Genomic DNA, 20,800 nt, shown 5'->3' with positions numbered 1-20,800 from the left:
AGGTGTCACGGGAAGAAAGGTTAGGTGGTTAGGTGAAAAGAGAAAAAACATTTGTGACGGACAAAGAGATAGATGGGAAGTAAGCAAAGTCATAGTTTGTCGTAATGAAACTACCAGTTAGGATAGTCCAAACTCGGAGCAAAGATAGGGTTTGAACGGCATAAACTTAGTCTTTAGCATAACGAAAGATGGAGATAATTAGCCATTATTTTGTTTCATCTTGTTTCACTGAAGCAAAATGAAACAAGATGAAACAATTTTTTCTTGGTTTAAAAGAATAATTAGCTTACTTTTGCAGCGCAATTGCAATGAGTTTATATCTGCAAGGTGCAGAAAGTTTATCATTACCATAATCAAACCATTATTAATAAATTAAATAGAATTAAAAATGAAAAAATTATTTTTTATCGCATTTGCATTGATGCTCTCTTTTACTTCTGCTTTTGCAGGAGATGATCATCAAACCAGAGAACTAAACAGAAATGAAGAACCAGATGCTGGTGGAGGTGGAGGAGGAACAGCAGGAGAAATTTACGTTATTGTTTTCAAAGGTTGGTGTGGTAAAGCTCACGTTGAAGGGATATTTGATCATGACCCCTCATCATGGGAAACTGCTCGTTATATCATTGCTGCAAACTTATCTTGCGCTATGATGATAAATCCTTATGATGTTTTTCCCCATCCCTATTAAACTGTATGTATGCCAATAATATTGTTTAATCTTAATGAAACAGGTATTCTTTAACATCTTATTATTGTTTATTGGAAACAATATATGGGCTCAGTCGTCAATAGACACGGTTTCCTATCGATTCGTCTATGATGTTCAGGCTAAAATATTCGAAAGAAGCACAAAAAAGAGCACCGACGAGCATCGGCTGGATATCGGAAAGAATGGTATCAGCCATTATTATAGTTTTTGGCAAAGCCGGGATATTCATGTACTGGATAGCATCCATCGGCAAGGTGGATCAATGAATGATTATTATCGTGTAAGAAGTGAACAGGGAATCGAACCATCTTATTTTCTCTACTTCATATTCAAAAACTATCCACAAACAGGTCAGCAAACAGTTGACTATCCCAATATGGAATTATTTCAATATCAGGAACCAATGGGCCAGGACTGGGAATTTGTTGAGGGCGACACGATTATCTTAGAACATCCATGTCAAAAAGCCATCTGCCATTATCACGGTAGAACTTGGACTGCGTTTTATGCAACAGACATCCCTATCTCTGACGGGCCTTGGAAACTCTGTGGACTGCCTGGCCTCATCCTGAGAGCTTATGACCATTCTAATTCGTTCATATTCAACTGTGTCGGCATCTATCAGAATGTAGGAGACGCCATAACGATGATGAACGAAAAAAGAAGGGTCTTGAAACCGGAGCAGGCACATAAGCTGATTGAGCAGATATATAGTAATCCTGATGACTATTATAGGTCCAAAGGCCAGAAAACTGCTACTTATGATGAGAAAGGAAGGCCTTTCGACTGGTCGAAAATCCCCAAGCGAGCCTATTACGAGAGTTATTCTACAGAAGATAAGAAATGAGGTTATCGCTATTGACAAACTTATTTTTTATGATGAAACAGTTAATCTTTAGCGTATTAATATTGCTGTTTATGGGCACCGAAGTTTGGGCCCAGGCAGCACTAGACACGGTTTCCTATCGATTCGTCTATGATGTTCAGGCTAGAGCATTCGAAAAATACACAAAGATGAACACAGACGAACATCGGCTGGATATCGGAAAGAGTGGTATCACCCACTATTATAGTTATTGGCAAAGCCAGTTTTTTCATATAACAGATAGTATTTATCGGTGTGGCGGGTCTATACAAGATTACGAGCGTGTTAGGCATGAGAAAGGTATCGAACCATCTGATTTCCTCTACTTCATATTCAAAAACTACCCACAAAGAGGCCAACAGACTGTAGATTATCCCTATTATGAATTATTTGAATATCAGGAACCCATGGGACAGGACTGGGATTTTGTTGAGGGCGACACGATTATCTTAGAACATCCATGTCAAAAAGCCATCTGCCATTATCACGGTAGAACTTGGACTGCGTTTTATGCAACAGACATCCCTATCTCTGACGGGCCTTGGAAACTCTGTGGACTGCCTGGCCTCATCCTGAGAGCTTATGACCATTCTAATTCGTTCATATTCAACTGTGTCGGCATCTATCAGAATGTAGGAGACGCCATAACGATGATGAACGAAAAAAGAAGGGTCTTGAAACCGGAACAGGCACATAAGCTCATAGAGCAGATATATAATAATCCTGATGACTATTATAGGTCCAAAGGCCAGAAAACTGCTACTTATGATGAGAATGGAAGGCCTTTCGACTGGTCGAAAAACCCTAAGCGAGCCTATTACGAGAGTTATTCTGAAGAAGAAAAGCGAAACAAATGATACTTTTTGCTGCAAAAAAGTGATGAAAAATGGTGTTGCATTTTATGCAATATCCTGCAAATCAGAATATTTGTCTCATAAAGTCTAATTCTGTTTTGTAGCTCTTTTTTCTTGTTAGAATGGAACAAATGTTTTACTTTTGCAGCGCAATTACAATGAGTTTTATACTATAATATGATATGAAAAAGCTTTTTTTATCTCTGTTATTATGCTCTTTAGTGTCTATATCGCAAGCACAAACGGTTATTGATACATTAGCATACCGATTTATCTATGATGTTCAGGCAAAGACATTTGAAAATAATTATATGCTTTCTCCTGATGAACACTGGTTGGATATTGGAAAGAAAGGAGTCAGCAACTATTACAGTATCTGGAAAGATAAAATATTTTGCATTATGGATAGCCTAAACCGTATAGGAGCTGATTTTTCGGATGTCAGTCGTATCCGCTATGAGCAAGGCATAGAATCATCACAGTTCAATTACTATATCTACAAGAACTATCCTTTGCATAATAGACAAACTGTAGACTATCATTCAATGGAGTGTCTACAATATGAGGAAACGATGGGACAGGACTGGGAATTTGTTGAGGGCGACACGATTATCTTAGAACATCCATGTCAAAAGGCTATCTGCCAATATCACGGTAGAACCTGGACAGCGTTTTATGCAACAGACATCCCTATCTCTGACGGGCCCTGGAAACTCTGTGGACTGCCTGGCCTCATCCTGAGAGCTTATGACCATTCTAATTCGTTCATATTCAACTGTGTCGGCATCTATCAGAATGTAGGAGGCGCCATGACGATGATGAACGAAAAAAGAAGAATCTTGAAACCAGAGCAAGCACATAAACTGATTGAGCAGATAGACAGTGATCCGTTTGCTTACCTGAGGTCACAAGGGATTTCTGGGCAGTCTTTTGATGAGAAGGGGCGTCCATTGGATTTGTCAAAGGTTCCTAAACGAGCCTATTACGAGAGTTATTCTGAAGAGGATAAGAAATGAGATTATCGCTATTGACATTATTTGTCTGGCTGATGACCGTGGTGGCTAATGCCCAGACCTCTTTTTCAGGGCGTGTTGTTGCTGACGGCTCGAAAAAGGGACTGGGCTGGGCCAGCGTGGTTGCTGAAGACAGCAGACGGAAACCTATTGCTTTTGCCCAAACGAAAGAAGACGGCACCTTTGAACTGAAAGTGCCAGAAAGCAAAAAGGTGATGCAACTGTCTTTTTCGTTGCTTGGTTATGCCAAAAAGAGCATCAGTATCGATAATTTTACCAATGGCCAGAAAATTATATTACGTGAAGAGACACTTATGCTTAAAGAGGTCAAGGCTACCTCAAAGCGTTTGCGACAACGTAGCGATACGCTGGTATACAGTGTTGCAGGATTCCGCCATAAGCAAGACCGCAGTATCGCTGATGTCATCGCCAAGATGCCTGGTCTTGAAGTCAGGCAGGATGGCTCTATTCTCTTTCAGGGCAAACCCATCAACAATTTCTATATCGAGGGAATGAACATGATGGGTAATAATTATTCGGTGGCCAGCGAGAATATTAACGCCAACAAGGTAAAGAACGTAGAGGTGCTGACAAACCACCAGAAGGTAAAGGCACTGCGAGGCGTACAGTTTTCTGATCAGGCAGCCCTTAACCTTGTTCTGGAGGAGGATGCCAAGAATACCTGGGTCGGGCTGCTGGAGACAGGGCTGGGCACCACGCTACAGAAAAGCGAGGCCGACCGTCTGTTGCGCGACGGGCGTCTGATGGCCATGATGTTTGGTGGTAAGATGCAGAGCCTGTCGATGTACAAATGGAACAATACGGGGAAAAACATACAAAGGGAGATACGCGACCTGCAGAACAGCATCGATGACATCGGCAGCGTCAGCAATATGACCAGCGGTATAGGGCTAAGTGCTCCTGGTCTGATGAGAGAACGATATGCAATGAACGATTCGAGGTTGCTGGCCACCAACTGGCTTCATAAGGCAGGACAGGATGCCACCATCAGACTACAATTAAATGGTTATCTCGACAATACTGAGGGTAAACGACATTCTGAGACCATCTATTCTGACTTGATGGGGGGAGCAGTCATTACAGAAGACGCGAATGGCGAGAATCGCCACAGCCAGTGGAAAGGAGAACTGAAGTATGAGCGTAACGGCGCAAAGTTGTTTGTAGTCAACGTGCTGAGCGGCTATATGGATTTCGACAAGAGCTGGGCATCGACACTGACTAATGATAAAGGAATACGGCAGGAGACAACGCCCCGAAAACGCTGGGTGGGCGACCACTTGGAGATTGTGAAGGCTTTAGGCAACGACCGTGTGTTGAAACTTAACGCAAGCGGTGTCATAAACTATCTGCCAGGTTCGCTGTTATTAACCGACAGTTCCCGTCAGCATATAGATCAGCATGCCACCCAGTTGCGTGTAGGTGCCTCATTCCGCCACAAGTTGTTCCATCGTTTGTATGTCTCTTATAATACTGGCGTGGATTATGATGACGAACGATTCACCATCCGTCTGCACAATCAAAAGCCGCAAAGCGACAGCTATCAACAACTCAACTGTTATTTTGAGCCGTCGTTCAATATCAAATATAACGATCTGGAGTGGACAACATCCATGCCATTAAGACTTGTAAGCCGACACTTCGGCAATGAAAGCAACACGAAGATGATTGTCACCCCAATGATGAATCTCAGATATCAGATATTGAGCCAGCTCACGGTGATGGTCAACTACAACTATGACTGGCAGCCGACCTCTTTAGAGGATATGACGGCTATTCCTGTATATAGCAATTATCGCAACTATAGCACAGGATTCGGAAAACTCTATGCAGAGAACAGCCATAACGGAATGCTGAGATTTGAATACAGCGATCCGGTGATAGGCCTGTTTGGTAATATCAATGGAAACCTTATGTATTATGATGATCTGCCTCTGTATAACAGTCAACTCGACGGGATATTCTATCATAGCAGTCCATCAGGTGATTTTAAGAGTAACACAACGTGGATGCTTTCCGGCCGGATCAGTAAATCGCTTGGTACCATGAAGTTTATTGCAGCGGTTGACGGCCAGTTGTCAAGCACTCATACCTCTACCATGATAAATGGGCTACGTCTGCCGTTCCGTTACGATCGTGCCAGTTGCGGTGTCAGTTTCTCCATTCGCCCCTTGCAAACACTTTCCTTTGAGGAGGAGAGCCACTATCAATACAGCCGTCAGGTTTCTACTAGTGATCACTCATTTGACAGTCGTGCCTTGCGCTCGTTCACTCACACACTAAAGACTTTCTATATGCCCAGAAACTGGCAGATAGAATGGACTAACGAGATGTACCATAGCAACGACCACTCTGTATCATTCACTTATTTCTCTGATATACAAGTCAGCTATCGCACAAAAAAATGGGAAGCAGGTATACAGATGAATAATATCTTCGGCACTCGTCAGTATGAACGTCATTACATCTCTTCTTATTATACCAGATATACCATAAGTCATCTGCGTCCTCGCGAAATACTCTGCAAGATTAGCTTTGACATGTAATACGTTATCTATACTTCGTTCGAATAGTCTCTATGAATGGTGAAGAATTGCAAAAAAACGGCTTGTGTTTAAACATGTGTAATAAAATGTTTGCTGATTTGCAGGGAAATGGGTATTTTTGCCACAGATTAATCTATATCAAATAGAAGCTAAATGTTTCAACCATTACCAGACCGATTCTACACGATGATGCGGAAAAATAACAGTTTTTCTGAAAAAAAGAAGAAAAGTGTGTAGTATTTTCGAAACATTGTCGTATAACAGGTAGAAGTGAGATCGCTAACAGAGACTGAGATCGTAGAGGCCGTCTACAAAGGACAGTCAGAGGGACAGACCCAGATGGTCGGTCGCTATGCGAAGTGTGTCTTCGCCATGATAGTGAGGCAAGTGACTGACGTGATGGATGCTCAGGAACTGACACAAGACACCTTCTTGCGCGCATTTAAGTATATCGACAAATACGACCCTCGCAAAGCATCGCTCTCTACCTGGCTCTGTAGTATAGCTTACCGACTGACAATTGATTTCCTGAAACGCCGCCGGCTGACGGTTGTCTCTTTCGAAGACAACTACATGCAGTCAACCGACATCAGCGACGAGCAGTTGGAGGCTGGTCTCTCTACTGGGCGCAAGGAGCGCATTGAACAACTGATGGCTATTGTCGACGAGCTGCCTGCTGAGGAGCAGATGCTCCTGACTCTCTACTATTTTGAAGACCGACCGCTGAAAGAGATTGCCTATATCATGGGCTACGATGAGAAAACGCTGTCTGTCAGACTGCACAGAACAAGAAAGAGACTATATTTCAAACTTAATGGCAGAAAAAACGTATAAGGACACAGATGTGCGCGAGGCGCTGAGACGCAAATACTCAGACACGCCTAAGCTGCCGGCTGACTTCATGAAGAAGATGGCCCAGCCTTCAGAGCCCGATGAGGCGCCAAAGCTCGCACCCGTTATCCGTCGCTGGCGATGGGTGGCCGCTGTGGCCTGTCTACTTATAATGATAGGTATCGGCGTGAACTATCAATCTAAAACATACCATGAAACAGTTCACGAGTCGGCTGTCGTGGCTGAAGCTAAGAAGCCCGAAACTCTTTCGTCGACCAGCGAACGGCACATAGAGGCCGCCCCTTGCACTGAGTCCGCCACTAAGGCTAAGCCCCAGCGCATGGCCACCTCTGCAGAGAAGATTCCCGCAGCAACAGAGGGTGCATGTATAAGCCCTCTCCCTGACATTCCATCAAAATGCACTCCTGTTGCTGCCTCTGATCTGCACAACGCATCGCTACAGCTTACGGTCGACACCACCTATCAGGCACCAGGCAAGGTTGACGAGTTCATAGCTAAAATGGCCACATACCATAAGGTGAAGGCCGTGGTGCTTAACTGTGTCGCCGATACCTGCAACACCGCTGTAGAGGGTAAGGCCTATGTGTTCCAGGACACACAGCAGCTCGACCTCTTTGCCCGCTTATTGCAAGTGGCCTGCTGCTACGACAATAAGACTCCTGGCTACCTGCTTAACTTCTCGCATCAGCAGTTCTATTTCACCCTGAAGGATCTGCGCAAAGGCGAGAAATACCTCTGGATAGCAGAGCGTATCCCTGGCGAACGCATACTGCTCTTCAGCACCCACTCACCGATAGAAACCGCCGTATCGTCGGCTTGCTATCAATCCTATCGCGACAAACTGATACGTGCAGATATCTGTTCATTCCATTTTTAAAACATCTTTGACCTATGAAAAGAATGTGTTCAATCATCCTCCTGGTACTGACAAGCCTCACCATACAGGCACAAACCATAGAGTACGCTAAGAGCGTAGGGCCTTTTGTGGCGCGACCTGAAGTGAGGACCGACAAGAAAACCAATAAGACAAAAGCCGCATGGCAGCACGTCAACTATGAATACATCAAGGATTATTGCGGCCCTCTGGACTTTACGGTAGAGGAAAACTATGGGTCGCTCTTCCCCGTGAATCACATGCCAATCGATGAACAGCCCAACATGCCGATGAGCTGGCGACTGACGGGCGAAGGCGACGAGACAGTGCTACACTGCTACTTCCACATGCCCGCCGACGAGGTGACCAATCTGTGGCTGACAGGAGAAGAGGCGTGTATCGTCGATCGTGAAACGGGCGTACAGTATCGCATACGTCGTACGGAACCAGACACCTATGGCAAACACTTCGACATCAAGGCCAAGAAGGGCGACGTGATCGACCTGAAGATTATCTTTCCACCGCTACCCGACACCACCCGTATGGTAAACATCTATGGTGTGGTGAACTGGGGATTGCTGGGCGAGCCTGTTGTTCTCAATTCACGATTCTACGGACAAAGCGGCAATCTGGACTACGACACGATTCCGCAACTGCACAAACCCAGACTGCTCTTAGAACACATGTACGATGACTTGCCCTACGACCGACAGAACTGGAACACTTGGAAGGTGATGACCGATGCCCACCTGATAAAGCCTGTGGCTGACAACACGATGGCACTGTGGCTCACGCCAGAAGCGACCTACATGGCAATAGGTTATGAACAGAATTTCGCAACTGAATATTTCGAATTCATGAAAGACACTAAACTGGTTGACGTGACAGGTCGCCAATACAAACTACGCGAGGTGCAGGGCATTCCTAAAGACGAGCTTTTCTTCATGAAAGGACAGACGGGCGACTACATTGCCTTTATGATGGTGTTCGACCCAATACCGCTCGATATGACCACCATCACTTTTATCGTACCTTCAGGAGAGCCTTTCTCAGCATGGGGAGCTAACTGGGCGGGCAGGGTATTCCCCAACCTGAACATTTTGCAATTACGCGACAATCAAAGGTTATTTGACTATCAACCGCGAATCATTGTAGAATAGATTTAAAAACTAACTTATGAGATTATTACTAACCATTATTATCAGTAGCATGGCGCTGCTGAGCAGGGGTGACAATGCACTTACGCAGACCGACCTGCTGTACCTGTTTCCTAATAAGGACATCTACGAAACGGGCGAGGACATGTGGTTCAAGGCCTATCTCATGGACAGACAGACACTAGCCTTGTCGGACCAGAGTCAGACCCTATTCCTACAACTCAGAAGCGAAAATGGAGACGTCGTGTGGAGCGGGAAGTTTCCGCTCAAAAACGGACGAGGCGACGGACATGTCTATATCAATGAAGCCTGGCAGAAAAAGGAGTACTTCATTGAGGGCTACACACGATCGTCGTTCACTTCTGACAGTACAATAGCCATCCGACCAAGGCGCATCAGGGTGGTGGAAAGGGTGACACAAATGGACTCCATATCTTCAGATGCCGTGAAGCGGGATTCTATCGAAAGGCTCACGGAAAAACACAGATTCGATCTCTTCCCGGAAGGGGGCTATCTGATCGATGGCATCAACACCGTGGTGGCATTCAAAGCCACCTACGGTGATGGAATGCCAGAGGAGGTGGCGGGACGGCTGACAGAGAACGGAAGGCAAATCGCTGCCTTCAGGAGCATGCACGACGGCATGGGGATATTTACCGTGACACCGATAAGGGGAAAGGAATACAGGATCGTGTTAAGCGACGGACGATCATACACGATCCCGGACATCAAACCAACGGGCATCACGATGCGCTCGATAAGAAACAACAAGGCGGGCATCACCCTACTGGTGTCCTCGACTGACAGCGTCGCCCATCCCTTTACGATCATGGCTAAGATGAACGGTATACCATGCTGTAGCGCTACAGGCACGGTGAAGAGGCAGAAGAAGGTGCAGCTGCCCGTTGAGAAGTTCCCGCTGCAGGGTATCGTACAGATCACGCTGATGGTCGGCGAGAGCCAGATGCCTGTGGCAGAACGGCTGGTGTATGTGAACCCTAAGCAGCGGCTGAGCATCAACGCAAAGACAGACCGGCTGCAGTATAACCGTCGCGACAAGGGACGGGTGAGTCTTCAGGTGACAGGGCCTGAGGGGGAACCCGTCAGGGCCGAGATGGCGGTGAGCATCTTCGACAAGGATTACCTCTATCAGCCAGGCCATGAGAACATTCTGTCGCACTGCTTCCTCTCGGAACAGATCAGGGGAAACGTATTCAATCCTACCTACTACTTCGACGAGCGGAACGAAGACCGGCTGCAGGCCCTCGACCTGCTGCTGATGACGCAGGGATGGCGACGGTATGTATGGGACAGGGAGCCCACAAAAGCGAAACCGCTGCTGAGCGATGGACTGAAAGGCTTGGACAGGGCAGGACGACCGCAGATACTTAAGGCTTTTACCGCTGAGGGCGATACCAATGTCGTGGTGTCAGACTCTATAGGCAGATTTGTTATCGGCCCGATATTGATGGATCAGATGCGCGGCTCATTCTATTTGCAGCCTTTGGTAAAGAAGCCTAAAGCAAGCCTGTTGCTTGAAAACCCGTTCGATAGCATTAACAATTATCTGAAAGGTAGGCAGAGATATCTGCCACTTAACCGTCTCCCAAAGAGCTACTATGAAGGAAAGTATGTTTCCGACGGCTTTGGAACATTCATGTTGAAAGACGTCCATGTGAAAGGCAAGCGGAACATCGTCCACTACGATAAGGTGTTGGAATACCTCGACAGTCTCTACATCTTGTCAACTGGCGCTTGGGCCTGCGAACATAATGGTGCAAGATGGCTTAACAACTATCTGGGTTATGGGCTCCACTCGCCACTTTATTATTCCATTTGTGATGGAAAACGCCTGTTACCCAAACGAGGTGAGAGGTACAATAAGGTCTTGTATGAAGAACATGGCGGAAAAATATGGAATGTTGCATGCAAAAGTGGTCCTCTTATATTCCATGCGCCTCAGTTTTCTAAAGAAGAGCTGCTGAATATGTTCAGGATGTGTGCGGCAGAGGGCTATCATCCGAAAAAAGAGTTCTACGAACCCGATCCCATTGAGCTCTCCCCCACTATACCTGATCCCAGAAACACATTGCAATGGAAGCCTGCCATACTGACGGACGAAGACGGCAAAGCCGACATCTCCTTCATGGTTTCAGACGTCAACACCGAGTTTATCGGCATCGTCGAAGCCATCGACGGCACAGGGCTCATGGGTACTCAGACGTTCAACTTCCGAGTGATTAGAAACAAATAAACCATAATCAAAAAGCAAAATGAAGAAGACCATTCTAACACTATTGTCAGCTATCTCTATACTGACGGTGTCAGCACAAGAAGCTGACACAACCATCGTTCTCAAGTGTGGTTATGAAGTCCTTGACTCCATTACTGTTAGTAAATCGTCGCCCACCTTCTTACAGATACAAGAGGCAGAAGCCGTAGTAGAGGGTATCAAAGAGGCACCCGTGAAGTATCGCACTATCGTGGACTATGTGCTAAGCCACCCCGACAGTGACGGTTCTGTGTTTCTGATGCGCCAGCTCAATGGTGCTATCAACAACAAGAAATGCCTGTCAGTTCTGACAGAAAGGGCAAAGACGGGACTGATGAAGCCGCTCTATGATTACTACGCTGCTGGTATAGAAGAAGTCGACTCGTTCATGACGAAGATAGGTAAGAGTATCGTTATCGGTGAAGAGGCGAAGGACTTTACGCTCGAGGACATCAATGGTCAGCAGATTACGCTGTCATCGCTTCGTGGCAAGCATGTGTTGCTCGACTTCTGGGCTTCGTGGTGCGGTCCTTGTATCAAGTCGTTTCCCCACCTGAAGACTATTTATGAGCAGCATTGCGACAAGTTAGAAATACTTGGCATTGCCTGTCACGACAAACAAGACAAGTGGCGTACAACCGTAGATAAGTATGAACTACCGTGGTTACACGTTTTTGACGCTGATGATAAAAACGGTGTTGGTGCCAGCTATGGAGTATTGGGCGTTCCCACCTATATACTTATCAACTCCGAGGGCAAGATTATACAATGGATGATGGACGACCCCGACACTTTCGATCTCTACTTCACTCCAGACATGTTTGAGAAGTAATGAAATTGTTTTCAACATTATTATTATCTACTATAGTCGGAATCCTACACGCCCAAACCAAGGACCTGCTGTATCTCCTAATAAGGACATCTACGAGACGGGCGAGGACATGTGGTTCAAGGCCTATCTCATGGACAGACAGACACTAGCCTTGTCGAGGCTATCGACGGTACGGGGCTCATGGGTGCCCAGACGTTCAACTTCCGAGTAATCAGAAACAAATGAGTCACCAATAAATAATAAAGATGCCATCCTGAGTTTTTGGATGGCATCTTTATTGTATTTATGCTTCAGCAAAAGCAGCAGCCTCAGCTTCGGCTATGATGTCCTCACGCGACTTCTCTTTGTGAGAGATGTCGGAAAGATCGAACTCATCGTCGACGGGCGTTTCTGACTTCTTCTTGCGAGAGCGTTTTGGCGACTTAGTAGCAGACTCATCGGCTATTGCCTCTGGAGCCTCTTTGCTCGTATCAACAGGCTGCTCAATGATGAAATCTTCAGGTTGTTCTGTATCAGGTACAGCCATCGCAGGCTCTTCTTCCATCTTGGTGCGATTGGTCTTGGCTTGGAAGATGGACTCCACAAACTGGGGCTCGCGCTTCAAGCGCTGAAGGGTTTCCTTAGCTGCCAACTGCTGAGCCTCTTTTTTTGAATAACCTGTGCCACGTTCACCCTCTATACCTTCAAGTACTACTTGGAAACAGAAAATAGGACTACCATTCTCATCCTGCTTCTGCTTGAGCATGCGGAACTCCAAGCGCACACGGTTTTTCTGGCTCCATTCCAAAAGCTTCGACTTGAAGTTGACTTCCTTGAAGGCAACCTTGTCGATATTAATATATTTACCTAAGATGCGATTCTGGAAAAACTCAAGGCAGGCATCGTAGCCGCGATCAAGATAGATGGCTCCAACCAACGCCTCGAAGGCATTACCCTCGACATAACTGTTATGCGACGTACTATGGCCCGCTGAAAGCAGCAGACTGCCCAGTCCCATCTCGTTGGCCAGCTTACCTAAAGTATCGCGTGAGACGAGTTTAGAACGCGTATTGGTAAGGAATCCCTCACGCTTGCCCTCGTAATGGCGATAGACAATGTCTCCTACTGCAGCATCGAGTATGGCATCACCTAGAAACTCAAGTCGCTCGTTATTGAGTGGCTTACCCTTTTCGTTGCGCTTACGGATGCTTTTGTGCATCAGCGCCTGCTTGTAATACTCGATGTTACGTGGATAAAATCCCAGTATAGCATATAAAGAAGAAAAAAGCTCCTTCTCCTCGCGGAAAGGGAGCTTTATTCTATCGATAATGTCTTTAAGCTTCATACTTCTTGAATACCACACAAGCATTATGACCACCAAAGCCGAAAGTATTGCTGAGACCAGCACGTACCTGACGCTTCTGAGCCTTGTTGAATGTGAAATTCAGGTTGTAGTCGATCTCGGGATCCTCATCGCCATCTTCATGGTTGATGGTGGGAGGAACGATATCGTTCTGTACAGCCAATACGGTAACCATAGCCTCTACAGCGCCAGCTGCACCCAGCAGGTGACCAGTCATTGACTTTGTAGAAGAAATGTTGAGCTTGAAAGCTGCATCGCCAAATACCTCCTTGATAGCCTTGGCCTCAGAGATATCACCAACATGAGTTGAAGTACCATGAACATTGATATAGTCGATGTCCTCTGGCTTCAGCTGAGCATCGTCGAGAGCGTTCTGCATTACGAGCTTAGCACCCAGACCCTCAGGGTGAGAGGCGGTGATATGGTGAGCATCAGCACTCATGCCGGCACCAATCATCTCTGCATAGATCTTAGCACCACGAGCCTTAGCATGCTCCAGTTCCTCAAGAATCAAGCAGCCAGAACCTTCAGCCATGATGAATCCGTCACGGCTAGCGCTGAACGGACGGCTGGCCTTCTCGGGCTCATCGTTACGGGTAGAAAGGGCGTGCATGGCGTTGAAACCACCAACACCTGTAGCGCAGATAGCTGCCTCAGCACCACCAGCAACGATAGCATTAGCCTTACCCAAACGAATCAGGTTGAATGCATCAGCCAGTGCGTTAGAAGAAGAAGCACAGGCAGAAGCCGTAATATAGTTGGGACCGTGGAAACCGTACATGATAGAGATCTGACCAGCAGCGATGTCGGCAATCATCTTCGGAATGAAGAACGGATTGAACTTAGGACCATCGGCTTCGTGTACGCCATAGTACTTCACCTCGTCCTCGAAGGTCTTAATTCCACCAATACCAACACCAAAGACAACACCAATGCGGTTCTTGTCTTCAGCCTCCAAATCCATCTTACTATCCTCAACTGCCTGCTTGGCAGCAATCATGGCCAACTGGGTATAGCGGTCCATCTTACGAGCCTCTTTGCGGTCGAGATAGTCGTTGACGTTGAGGTTCTTAACCTCACAAGCAAATTTTGTCTTGAATAAAGTTGTATCGAAACTTGTAATAGGTGCGGCTCCGCTTACTCCATTGAGCAGGTTATTCCACATCTCTTCAGGAGTGTTGCCGACGGGAGTAACGGCTCCCAAACCTGTTACAACTACTCTTTTTAATTCCATAAGCTGAAAAAAAGTATAGGTTGCCCCATAAACATAAGGAGCAACCTATACATATTTAATTTATATTAATTAGCGTTCTCCTCGATGTAAGCGATAGCGTCACCAACGGTACCGATCTTCTCTGCCTTATCATCGGGAATAGAGATACCAAACTCCTTCTCGAACTCCATAATCAGCTCAACGGTATCCAGTGAGTCTGCGCCCAGATCGTTAGTGAAGCTGGCCTCAGCCTTTACTTCTGCTTCATCAACACCGAGTTTGTCTACGATAATAGCCTTTACTTTGCTTTCAATTTCTGACATAATTGTAATACTTTAAAATGTTAATAATGAATTTGCTATCTTGAAATTTTACGGCGTTTTCGCCGAAATCGGGTGCAAAGTAACACATTTTCTTTCACTTACGCAAATTTTTTTAAGAAAAACTGACTTTCTTTTGCACACAATGGGGGTGTTTGTGCATAAATCGGCCCTTTTTCCACCTCTCTTTATAAGAAATGTGCAAAATTTGATGAAAATCTTCACTTTTAGTTGGCTATTTGAAAAACTTTCTTTAGTTTTGCAGCATAAAACGATTTAATAATGTCATTTACAGAACAAGCCAACCCTATTTTCAATCGGGCTATAATTGACTATCATCTTACAGATGACGTCAATACCCCGATTAAGAACCCGTATCAGAAAGACAGCATTGAACACAGTCTTTATCTGAAGTGCTGGATTGATACCGTGCAGTGGCACTACGAGGATATTATCCGTGATCCTCACATTGACCCTGTGGAAGCACTTGCGCTGAAGCGTCGCATAGACCGTAGTAATCAGGATCGTACTGATTTGGTAGAAGAGATAGACTCTTGGTTCCGTCAGCACTATAGTAATGTGGTTCCTCAGAAAAATGCCCGCCTGAACACAGAAAGTCCAGCATGGGCAATAGACAGACTGAGCATTCTGGCCCTGAAGATATACCATATGCAAGAACAGGTAGACCGAAAGGATGCTGACGCTGAGCATGTGGCACGATGCAAAGCTAAACTCGATGTACTTCTTGAACAGCAAAAAGATCTCTCACTGGCCATCGACCAGTTGCTCGACGATATCGAGGCTGGACGTAAGTATATGAAGGTGTATCGCCAGATGAAGATGTACAACGACCCCTCTACGAATCCTATACTTTATAAAAAGTAATAAGGTGAAGAAAGAGCATATATTAGTCATACGATTCTCTGCACTTGGCGACGTGGCAATGACTGTACCTGTGGTATGGGCGCTGGCTACCCAGTACCCTGATATCCGCATTACGGTGCTCAGCAAGAAATTTGCCCGTCCGCTCTTTGACGATTTGGCCCCTAACGTGAATTTCATGGAGGCCGATCTGAAAAAGGAGTACCACGGTGTGAGAGGATTGAATGCGCTCTATAGAAGACTTGTGGCCAAGCAGTTTACTAAGGTGGCCGACCTACATAGTGTGCTTCGCTCCGACTATCTGCGCATGCGCTTCAATTTGGGGCGCTATCGCGTAGAGCATGTGAACAAGCACAAGCATCAGCGTAGAAAACTCACTTCCTACAGGAATAAGGTACGCAAACAACTTCCCACATCATTTGAGAATTATGCTGATGTATTTACTCGTCTAGGATATCCTATCGATATCAGAAAATTCAAGAGCATCTTCCCAGAAGAGGGCGGAAATCTAAATCTGCTACCTAAGGAGATTGGTCCCAGAAAGAGTTTTGAGAAGTGGGTTGGCATTGCTCCTTTTGCAGCTCATCAAGGTAAGATCTATCCGCCAAAACTGATGGAACAGGTCATTTTCCAGCTCATACAACAAGTGCCCAACCTTCGTATCTTCCTTTTCGGAAGAGGTGAAGACGAAGATAAATACTTCCCGCTTTGGACAGCCCAGTATCGCCAATGCCTCGCAGTTGGCAGATATTGTGAGGGAATGTATCAGGAACTTATCCTGATGAGTCACCTCGACACCATGCTCTCGATGGACTCTGCAAATATGCATCTGGCTTCACTGACGGGTATTCCCGTAGTCAGTGTCTGGGGAGCCACCCATCCGATGGCAGGATTCTTAGGATTCAACCAGAATATGGATAACGCCATACAACTTGACCTTGAATGTCGCCCGTGCAGCATCTTTGGTAACAAGCCTTGCCAACGTGGCGACTATGCTTGTCTACAAAACATTCCGCCAGAACGGATTGTTGAGAGAATATTAACCCTTATTAATAACTAAACACTTACGATTATGAAGTACGTTTGCCAAGTTTGCGGTTACATTTACGACCCCGCAGTAGGAGATCCTGATGGTGGTATCGCCCCTGGAACAGCGTTTGAAGACATTCCCGATGATTGGGTATGCCCCATTTGTGGCGTAGGCAAGGAAAATTTCAAGCCTGAGTAATGAATCTAATAGGGGCGCGCATCACTGCGCACCCCTATTTACACTTTTTACTAAACTAGTAACTATCAGCTATTTGTCTTATTTCTTAAAGAATCATAATTATAAAAGTCGGCGTGCAGTATATTTATGGGTTGACAGTTATATTCATAGACATACAACCATAAAATAGTATGATGATGAAAATAAAAATGTTAATAATGATGCTACTGACAACTAGTCTGACAGCCTGTTCACTAGATGATGACGATCCTGGAAAATGGAAACCAAAAACCACCACTATGGAAGTGACTATTGAGCCGGAATATATTTTCAGTTCCACTTTTTGGGCTACTTCAGTACTCGCGATGGAAGCAGTCGACGACACAGGTAAGCGCATGGATGCTTTTTCAGTTAACGAAATCAATGGCTTTACCTATGAAGAAGGCTATCGTTATAAGTTATTATTAAATGCGACGACCACCGATCCGAATATAGTTGATTGTCCAAGTCATACCTATGCTTTAAAAAAAATATTAAGCAAAGAATATGTAGGAATACGTACAGAAGGCTGTCACGAGGTAACGATGGACGTGCAGAGGGTACTTATGCAGACACCAGACGAACATTCTTCTGCTGGCTATTACTTTCTTTGTGGAAGAGCTATAGATGGTAGTGAAACACTCGATATGGGTCTTAATGAGATTATTGGTTCAGATTTTGAGTCTTTTCGCACTTTTAATGAAACAACTCAGCAATTCAACACCTACAAATGCAGAATGCGACTTAGTATTACACCATCTGATCGTCCCATTTATCGCAATCACAACTATCGTATTAGACTGCTGGAACTACTCAGCTCAGAAGAATTACCCAACGACAGCATTGTTATTGCCACAACAGACGAAGAGTATCTTTCAAAGTATTAAAATAAAAGTGCCACCTCAGAAAATGAGATGGCACCTTAAAAATTTTCACCTTTATAAAATAATACCTATTGATAATGGATGGAAATTGATATCATCACCGTAGGTCGAACTGAAGAGTGTCATGGGTGAGTATTTAACATAGATGCTAACCCAATTTATGAATTTTACACTTGCCATGATATCAACTGTTACAGGACGTTGATGAATGTGTTTATAGAGTTCCTTATGTTTCTTTCCATCAGCATCGCGATATCTGTTCTTGATGCTGGCATAAGTATTGAAGTTGAAAACAGGACCCAGTCCGAAACTTACCTTATCACCACGATAGCGATACATGACGGGTATATTCAAACTGAACACTTTAATACGTGAGAAATCATTCTCATAACCTTCAGGTAAATTCTGCTGAGTAAGCTTACCATCGTCGAGCTTGACAAAACGGCTGCGATTGTCTATACGATAATTACGCCAATTAAGACCAAATCCATAAGAGTAGCCACTACGCTTGCCATAGCCAAATTTCTCACAGTCAAAGATGGTCCACGAGATTTCCCAAGAACTGCCCATAGATATTGAACCATTATAGTTGGCTCCAACACCCTGACACAGACCAAAACCAAGATACGTATGAAGAATATTGCGCTCTAAAGGATAACCTGTATCCTTGCTGTGTTTTCTCATAAAATCGAAGTTCCATTTATCTTTATTGATATCGACAGAACTTACGTAATTTGAGTCTACCAGCTGTATGGTATTCTCATAGGTGTACCTATTATCGTTCTCCCTGCCATAAACCTTAATTTTCTGAATAGAGTCACCTGTGATAATACGTACTTTCTGAGGCTTAAGAATGGTCAATGTGTCATTCTTTTCTTGAGCATTGGCTGTAATTGTATTAGCCAGTAATAAAAATAATAATAACTTTTTCATATTCTTATGTCTTTAATTATTTCAATATATTTTTTAATGTATCAAACGAGGAAAGCGAGCCTTCCATATAAATTACCGTTATCTCGGTTTTCTGACCCTTAAAGCACAGAAAACGATTTTGACCATTCTCTTTTGGCAGTTGTAGCATGATGGTCTCCACCCCATTACGTTTCTGACTCTGGCTGCTGATACTACGCTGCTGATCTTGCTCTACAAGACTTCTGATACGACGAAACTCTTTGGAATCTGTCGTACTGAAGCGCACACTACGGAAGAATGTGAGCTGATACTTGCTCAGTGCCCTTCCTTTGACTCTCGTCTCCACCAAATGTTCCTGAGGGATAATCTTTCCCTCGAAAAGAGGAGAAATACTCAGGCCACTTTGAGCCTTTACTGTAGCTACTAATGAGAGCCACATGATTATGACAAAAATAACTCGTCTCATATTATTACTCTCTAAATAATTCATTTAACTGACTTTCTATTTCGTTCTGGGGATTGTCCTCTGTGATTTCACTTATAGCGTGATTCATTTCCTGTAATACTATGGTCTTATCAGTATACTTCTTACCATAGACATAGGCCACATATTCTTCTCCTCCTCCAATAAGATTCCAATGAACAGCTACCATAGAAACCGCCCCAATGATACAGGCAGCAGCAAGAAGAGCCATGAGGCGTTTTCTTACCATCGAACGAGCACGACTGAGTGTTTTGCGTACCGCAACTTCAGAAGAGCCAAGTACCATAGCTATCTCCCTCATCTCCATCCCCTGCAGATGTCGCATCTTGAGTATAGTACGCTGTGTAGAGGGAAGTGTGTCGATAATTTGAAGCATTTGCTCTATCTGTTCACCATCATCGCTGAAATCTTCTTCTTCAGGCAATCTTGATATATCGACAGTAGCATGTTTTCTACGCAGATTGTCTATACAGAGGTTTCGAGTCAGTACACTGGCTATTCCACCTATTGGAGCAACAAGCTTGTCGTGCATCAGCCAAAGCTTTACCATTGCATCCTGAGCAACATCCTCAGCCTCGTCAGTATTCCCAACGTATCTACGGGCTATACTAACCAGTTGCTGCCTTAATACTTCGGCGTTGTATTGAAACTCCTCTGTTGTCATTCTTTCGTGTTACTTTTTATCCTATATACGCAACAATATCTAATTTGTGACACAAAAGAATAATTTTTTTTCTAAAGATTTAAGAGAGTCTTAGCAAAGTGCCAAATAATAATACCTGCCGTTACAGAAACGTTCATAGAATGTTTAGTGCCAAATTGTGGTATTTCCAGACATCCGTCAGAAGTGTCAATTACCTCTTGGTGAACACCTTTTACCTCATTGCCTAAAATAACAGCATACTTTTTATTTATAGAAGGTACAAATGATTGTAACTTGGTTGATCCGTGAGCCTGCTCTACTGAATAAACCTCATAACCTTCAGACTTCAAAGCTTCAACAGCCTCCGTAGCTTTTTCGAAATATTTCCAGTTTACACTATCCTCTGCACCAAGAGCAGTTTTATGAATCTCAGCCATAGGAGGTGTAGAAGTAATACCACACAAATAGATACCTTCTATACGGAAAGCATCACCAGTGCGAAACACACTACCTACATTATGCATCGAACGTACATCGTCGAGCACTACTATTAATGATATCTTGTCTGCCTGTTTGAACTCATCGACAGACAAGCGCTCCATTTCTATTGTACGTAATTTCTTCATCTTGGATGCAAAGTTAACACTAAGTGAGCAAAAATCCAAATAATTGTTGAAAAACTGTTGATAACTATGTGGAAAACTATGTTTATTATCCACAGAATTAACTCATAGGAAGGTGACTAAGGGGATATCCACAAGTTTATTAGAGGGAAATTCTAAAGATTTCCACCGTTTTTTGCTGAAAAAAGATATAAACTTATTAATTTTGCACCAAAATTGAGAAATGTGGATAAACTGTGTTAGGTATTCATTATCA

The 20,800-nt window shown here is 44.4% G+C and carries 22 protein-coding genes; 15 read left to right on the top strand and 7 right to left on the bottom strand.

What is annotated here, in order from left to right; all coding sequences use genetic code 11:
* Window positions 1-388: 388 nt before the first annotated feature.
* From BMX82_RS05265 to BMX82_RS12875, 11 genes are all read left to right on the top strand, one after another.
* Window positions 389-691 carry a hypothetical protein gene (locus tag BMX82_RS05265; RefSeq protein ID WP_143058323.1) on the top strand — a complete coding sequence of 101 codons (303 nt, stop codon included), beginning with the start codon at window positions 389-391 and terminating at the stop codon, window positions 689-691.
* Window positions 692-725: 34 nt separating this feature from the next.
* Window positions 726-1,559, top strand: coding sequence for a GLPGLI family protein (locus BMX82_RS05260; RefSeq protein ID WP_091766679.1), 834 nt, complete (start codon window positions 726-728; stop codon window positions 1,557-1,559).
* A complete protein-coding gene (locus BMX82_RS05255; RefSeq protein ID WP_317039582.1) occupies window positions 1,556-2,434 on the top strand; it encodes a GLPGLI family protein in 879 nt (292 codons plus the stop codon). Before BMX82_RS05260 ends, BMX82_RS05255 begins: the two co-directional genes overlap by 4 nt.
* A 179-nt stretch (window positions 2,435-2,613) precedes the next feature.
* Window positions 2,614-3,447 carry a GLPGLI family protein gene (locus BMX82_RS05250; RefSeq protein ID WP_091766676.1) on the top strand — a complete coding sequence of 278 codons (834 nt, stop codon included), beginning with the start codon at window positions 2,614-2,616 and terminating at the stop codon, window positions 3,445-3,447.
* Complete coding sequence (locus BMX82_RS05245) at window positions 3,444-6,008, top strand: carboxypeptidase-like regulatory domain-containing protein (RefSeq protein WP_091766673.1); 2,565 nt, start codon at window positions 3,444-3,446, stop codon at window positions 6,006-6,008. Before BMX82_RS05250 ends, BMX82_RS05245 begins: the two co-directional genes overlap by 4 nt.
* 270 nt (window positions 6,009-6,278) lie before the next feature.
* Window positions 6,279-6,842 (top strand): RNA polymerase sigma factor, encoded by a 564-nt coding sequence (locus BMX82_RS05240; protein WP_091766670.1) that lies wholly within the window; start codon window positions 6,279-6,281, stop codon window positions 6,840-6,842.
* Window positions 6,823-7,737: a hypothetical protein gene (locus tag BMX82_RS05235; protein ID WP_036910830.1), complete on the top strand. Its 915-nt coding sequence runs from the start codon at window positions 6,823-6,825 to the stop codon at window positions 7,735-7,737. Before BMX82_RS05240 ends, BMX82_RS05235 begins: the two co-directional genes overlap by 20 nt.
* A 14-nt stretch (window positions 7,738-7,751) precedes the next feature.
* Window positions 7,752-8,894: a hypothetical protein gene (locus BMX82_RS05230; RefSeq protein ID WP_143058322.1), complete on the top strand. Its 1,143-nt coding sequence runs from the start codon at window positions 7,752-7,754 to the stop codon at window positions 8,892-8,894.
* Window positions 8,895-8,910: 16 nt separating this feature from the next.
* Window positions 8,911-11,145 carry a hypothetical protein gene (locus BMX82_RS05225; RefSeq protein ID WP_143058321.1) on the top strand — a complete coding sequence of 745 codons (2,235 nt, stop codon included), beginning with the start codon at window positions 8,911-8,913 and terminating at the stop codon, window positions 11,143-11,145.
* Between the two features lie 19 nt (window positions 11,146-11,164).
* Window positions 11,165-11,995 carry a TlpA family protein disulfide reductase gene (locus BMX82_RS05220; protein ID WP_091766661.1) on the top strand — a complete coding sequence of 277 codons (831 nt, stop codon included), beginning with the start codon at window positions 11,165-11,167 and terminating at the stop codon, window positions 11,993-11,995.
* Window positions 11,985-12,206, top strand: a complete 222-nt coding sequence (locus tag BMX82_RS12875) for a hypothetical protein (protein ID WP_143058320.1) — start codon at window positions 11,985-11,987, stop codon at window positions 12,204-12,206. Before BMX82_RS05220 ends, BMX82_RS12875 begins: the two co-directional genes overlap by 11 nt.
* A gap of 72 nt (window positions 12,207-12,278) precedes the next feature.
* On the opposite strand, the gene rnc is transcribed toward BMX82_RS12875, so the two are convergent.
* The 3 genes from rnc to BMX82_RS05205 all read right to left on the bottom strand — a co-directional run bounded on the left by rnc (window position 12,279) and on the right by BMX82_RS05205 (window position 14,873).
* On the bottom strand, window positions 12,279-13,319 hold the full coding sequence (rnc, locus tag BMX82_RS05215; RefSeq protein ID WP_091766658.1) for a ribonuclease III: 1,041 nt from the start codon (window positions 13,317-13,319) through the stop codon (window positions 12,279-12,281).
* Window positions 13,309-14,571: a beta-ketoacyl-ACP synthase II gene (fabF, locus tag BMX82_RS05210; RefSeq protein WP_036910824.1), complete on the bottom strand. Its 1,263-nt coding sequence runs from the start codon at window positions 14,569-14,571 to the stop codon at window positions 13,309-13,311. The genes rnc and fabF overlap by 11 nt, the downstream gene beginning before the upstream one ends.
* 65 nt (window positions 14,572-14,636) lie before the next feature.
* Window positions 14,637-14,873, bottom strand: coding sequence for an acyl carrier protein (locus tag BMX82_RS05205; protein ID WP_036910822.1), 237 nt, complete (start codon window positions 14,871-14,873; stop codon window positions 14,637-14,639).
* Window positions 14,874-15,152: 279 nt separating this feature from the next.
* Between BMX82_RS05205 and BMX82_RS05195 the strand changes: the two genes are divergently transcribed.
* The 4 genes from BMX82_RS05195 (at window position 15,153) to BMX82_RS05180 (ending at window position 17,885) form a co-directional block, all read left to right on the top strand.
* A complete protein-coding gene (locus BMX82_RS05195) occupies window positions 15,153-15,755 on the top strand; it encodes a DUF4254 domain-containing protein (RefSeq protein WP_036910820.1) in 603 nt (200 codons plus the stop codon).
* 4 nt (window positions 15,756-15,759) lie between these two features.
* The gene (locus BMX82_RS05190; RefSeq protein ID WP_036910818.1) at window positions 15,760-16,812 is read left to right on the top strand and encodes a glycosyltransferase family 9 protein; all 1,053 of its coding nucleotides are present in this window, start codon (window positions 15,760-15,762) and stop codon (window positions 16,810-16,812) included.
* Window positions 16,813-16,821: 9 nt separating this feature from the next.
* Window positions 16,822-16,980, top strand: a complete 159-nt coding sequence (gene rd / locus BMX82_RS05185) for a rubredoxin (RefSeq protein ID WP_081911042.1) — start codon at window positions 16,822-16,824, stop codon at window positions 16,978-16,980.
* 170 nt (window positions 16,981-17,150) lie between these two features.
* Window positions 17,151-17,885 (top strand): DUF4377 domain-containing protein, encoded by a 735-nt coding sequence (locus BMX82_RS05180; protein WP_091766652.1) that lies wholly within the window; start codon window positions 17,151-17,153, stop codon window positions 17,883-17,885.
* Between the two features lie 51 nt (window positions 17,886-17,936).
* Here the strand turns inward: BMX82_RS05180 and BMX82_RS05175 are convergent, their stop codons facing one another.
* The 4 genes from BMX82_RS05175 to BMX82_RS05160 form a co-directional block, all read right to left on the bottom strand.
* Window positions 17,937-18,815 carry a hypothetical protein gene (locus tag BMX82_RS05175; protein ID WP_091766649.1) on the bottom strand — a complete coding sequence of 293 codons (879 nt, stop codon included), beginning with the start codon at window positions 18,813-18,815 and terminating at the stop codon, window positions 17,937-17,939.
* A gap of 16 nt (window positions 18,816-18,831) precedes the next feature.
* On the bottom strand, window positions 18,832-19,260 hold the full coding sequence (locus BMX82_RS05170) for a DUF6108 family protein (RefSeq protein WP_143058319.1): 429 nt from the start codon (window positions 19,258-19,260) through the stop codon (window positions 18,832-18,834).
* 4 nt (window positions 19,261-19,264) lie between these two features.
* Entirely contained in the window at window positions 19,265-19,942 is a 678-nt protein-coding gene (locus tag BMX82_RS05165) for an RNA polymerase sigma factor (RefSeq protein ID WP_091766643.1), read from the bottom strand.
* Between the two features lie 71 nt (window positions 19,943-20,013).
* Window positions 20,014-20,547 (bottom strand): RNA methyltransferase, encoded by a 534-nt coding sequence (locus BMX82_RS05160; RefSeq protein ID WP_091766640.1) that lies wholly within the window; start codon window positions 20,545-20,547, stop codon window positions 20,014-20,016.
* Window positions 20,548-20,800 lie beyond the last annotated feature (253 nt).

Source organism: Prevotella sp. khp7 (genome assembly GCF_900109055.1).
Classification (GTDB): domain Bacteria; phylum Bacteroidota; class Bacteroidia; order Bacteroidales; family Bacteroidaceae; genus Prevotella.
Note: the sequence above shows the minus strand (reverse complement) of the source record. Positions and strands in the feature narration are given on the sequence as shown.